Annotated in this window: 3 protein-coding genes; all 3 read left to right on the top strand. The window is 51.1% G+C overall.

Annotated elements, in window-relative coordinates; all coding sequences use genetic code 11:
- A partial coding sequence (locus tag B5D32_RS14455; RefSeq protein WP_143402811.1) for a sensor histidine kinase occupies nt 1-175 on the top strand: 175 nt, incomplete at its 5' end.
- Between the two features lie 135 nt (nt 176-310).
- Nucleotides 311-982 carry an ABC transporter ATP-binding protein gene (locus B5D32_RS14450; RefSeq protein WP_006858253.1) on the top strand — a complete coding sequence of 224 codons (672 nt, stop codon included), beginning with the start codon at nt 311-313 and terminating at the stop codon, nt 980-982.
- Between the two features lie 15 nt (nt 983-997).
- On the top strand, nt 998-2,516 hold a 1,519-nt coding region (locus B5D32_RS14445; protein WP_143402810.1), incomplete at its 3' end, for an ABC transporter permease.

The raw sequence follows: 2,516 nt of genomic DNA, 5'->3' as shown, positions 1-2,516 counted from the left end.
TGAGCAAGCGAAGATATTTGCTCGCTTTTACCGCTCAAATAGTGTGCAGAAACAAGAAGGTGTGGGCATCGGCTTATACCTTGCCCGACAGATCATATCCGGCGAGGGCGGTTATATCAAGGTTGCTTCCGTTCCGGGAAAAGGAAGTACGTTTTCCATATTTCTGCCGAAATAACAACAATTCTATCAAAACTGTTAGATTTCATTTTCCGCCGGAAAGAATGTGGAAAGATTCCTATGCGATAATCTGTATGTATCAAAGGATCATTTCCTTTCATACATACAGATTTTTTCATGGAGGTACTCATTTATGGAAGTTTTACAGGCAAAAAACCTGAAAAAGATTTATGGCTCCGGCAATAACGCAGTTCATGCGTTGGATGGAGTTGATTTAAGTGTAAAGAAGGGCGAATTTGTTGCAATTGTCGGCACATCCGGCTCCGGCAAATCCACGCTGCTGCACATGCTGGGCGGGCTGGATCGCCCTACAAGTGGCACGGTCATGGTGGACGGACAGGATATTTTCTCCCTGAAGGAGGAAGCGCTGACCATCTTCCGTCGCAGGAAAATCGGCTTTGTGTTCCAAGCATATAATCTTGTTCCGGTGCTGAATGTGTATGAAAATATTGTTCTACCCATTGAGCTGGACGGTGGCAAGGTCAATAAGGATTTCGTACAGCAGATTGTACAGACACTTGGGCTGGATGATCGTCTGGATGCGCTACCCAATCAGCTCTCAGGCGGTCAACAGCAGCGGGTAGCCATTGCCCGTGCGCTGGCGGCAGCACCCGCTATCATTCTGGCAGATGAACCCACCGGCAATCTGGATTCCAAAACCAGCCAGGATGTTTTGAGCCTTTTGAAAGTCACCAGTCAAAAGTTCGCCCAGACAATCGTAATGATCACTCACAACGAAGAAATTGCGCAGATGGCAGACCGCATTATCCGTATCGAAGATGGTCGGATCGTCTCCCAGAACTAACGGGAGGTGGCTACGATGAATGTCAAAAACAGAAAATGTATTCGAAAGCTCAGCTTAAAATCTCTTTATGCGAACCGTCGCCGCAATCTGATCGCTATTTTTGCCATTGCGCTGACAACGCTGCTATTTACGTCCATGTTCACCATTGTCTTGTCACTGAACGCCAGCTATGAAACCTACCAGTTTCGGCAGGTAGGCGGCTATGCACACGGCACCTTTAAGGATGTTTCCCCCCAGCAGGCGGAACGCATCGCTGCCCACCCAAAGGTGAAGGCTGCGGGGGCACGGAAGACAATCGGTATCACGGCGGAGGGGGTCTTTGCCAAAATACCGGCAGAGATCAGCTACATGGATGCCAACTGCACCAAATGGAGCTATGCAACCCCCACCACCGGGCGGATGCCCGAAAGCGGCAAAGAGGTGACCATGGATACGGCAGCGCTGCAGCTGCTGGGCGTAACGCCGGAGCTGGGCGCCGAGGTAACGGTTTCCTATTCCATCACGGACAAGGATCAAACCGCCTTTACTGTAACAGATACCTTTACGCTGGTGGGCTATTGGGACTATGATGCTCTGATGCCGGTTCATTACATCAACATCAGCCGTGATTACGCAGATGACATTGAAGCGCAGGCAATGAAAACAGGGCTGCAGCCTTTCCGCACCGATTTGAATGTTATGCTGGCCTCCGGCACAAACATTCAGGGGCAGATGGAGCAGGTGGATACCGATCTTGGCTACACATGGGACAGCTATACCGATCCCAACAGCGTTCGGATCGGCGTCAACTGGGGATATACCTCATCCCAGCTGGAGTCGCAGCTTGACCCGGAACATGTGATCGCCATAGCAGCTTTTTTGCTGCTGGTGATTTTTACCGGGTATCTGATCATCTATAACATTTTCCAGATCTCTGTTGCAGGGGATATCCGGTTTTACGGGCTTCTGAAAACCATTGGCACAACGCCCCGGCAGCTGAAACGCATCATTCGCCAGCAGGCACTGTTGCTTTGTCTTGTGGGCATTCCGGCAGGGCTGCTGCTGGGCTACGGCATAGGCGCTGTTCTGGTGCCTGTTGTTTTGCGCTCCACCCAGTTGGAGGTGGGCATCACCACCATCAGCACCTCGCCTGTGATCTTTGTTGGCTCTGTGCTGTTTGCCCTGCTGACGGTGCTTTTGTCCTGTTCCAAGCCCGGAAAAATGGCAGCTAAGGTCTCTCCGGTGGAGGCTGCCAAATATACGGATGCGGTGCAGACCAGGAAAAAACGGCGCAGCACCCGGGGAGCCAAGCTCCATCAGATGGCCTTTGCCAATCTGGGACGAAACAAGAAAAAGACGGTGCTGGTGGTGGTGTCTCTGGCACTGTCGGTGACGTTGTTCAATGCGCTGTGTGCCTTTGTGGGCGGCTTCAGTATGGAGAAGTATGTGTCCTTCACGACCTGCGCCGATTTTATCGTCAGCACGCCCGACTATTTTCGTTATAACTTGAGTGCAGATGAATTTATCACCCAGGAGCAAATAGAGGATATCTCCG

The organism is Gemmiger formicilis (genome assembly GCF_900167555.1).
GTDB classification, from domain to species: domain Bacteria; phylum Bacillota; class Clostridia; order Oscillospirales; family Ruminococcaceae; genus Gemmiger; species Gemmiger formicilis.
This window is presented reverse-complemented; position numbering and strand designations above follow the sequence as displayed.

What these genes read in the sequence shown, in the direction of transcription:
- B5D32_RS14450 (WP_006858253.1), top strand. Translation starts at nt 311, where the DNA reads ATGGAAGTTTTACAGGCAAAAAACCTGAAAAAGATTTATGGCTCCGGC.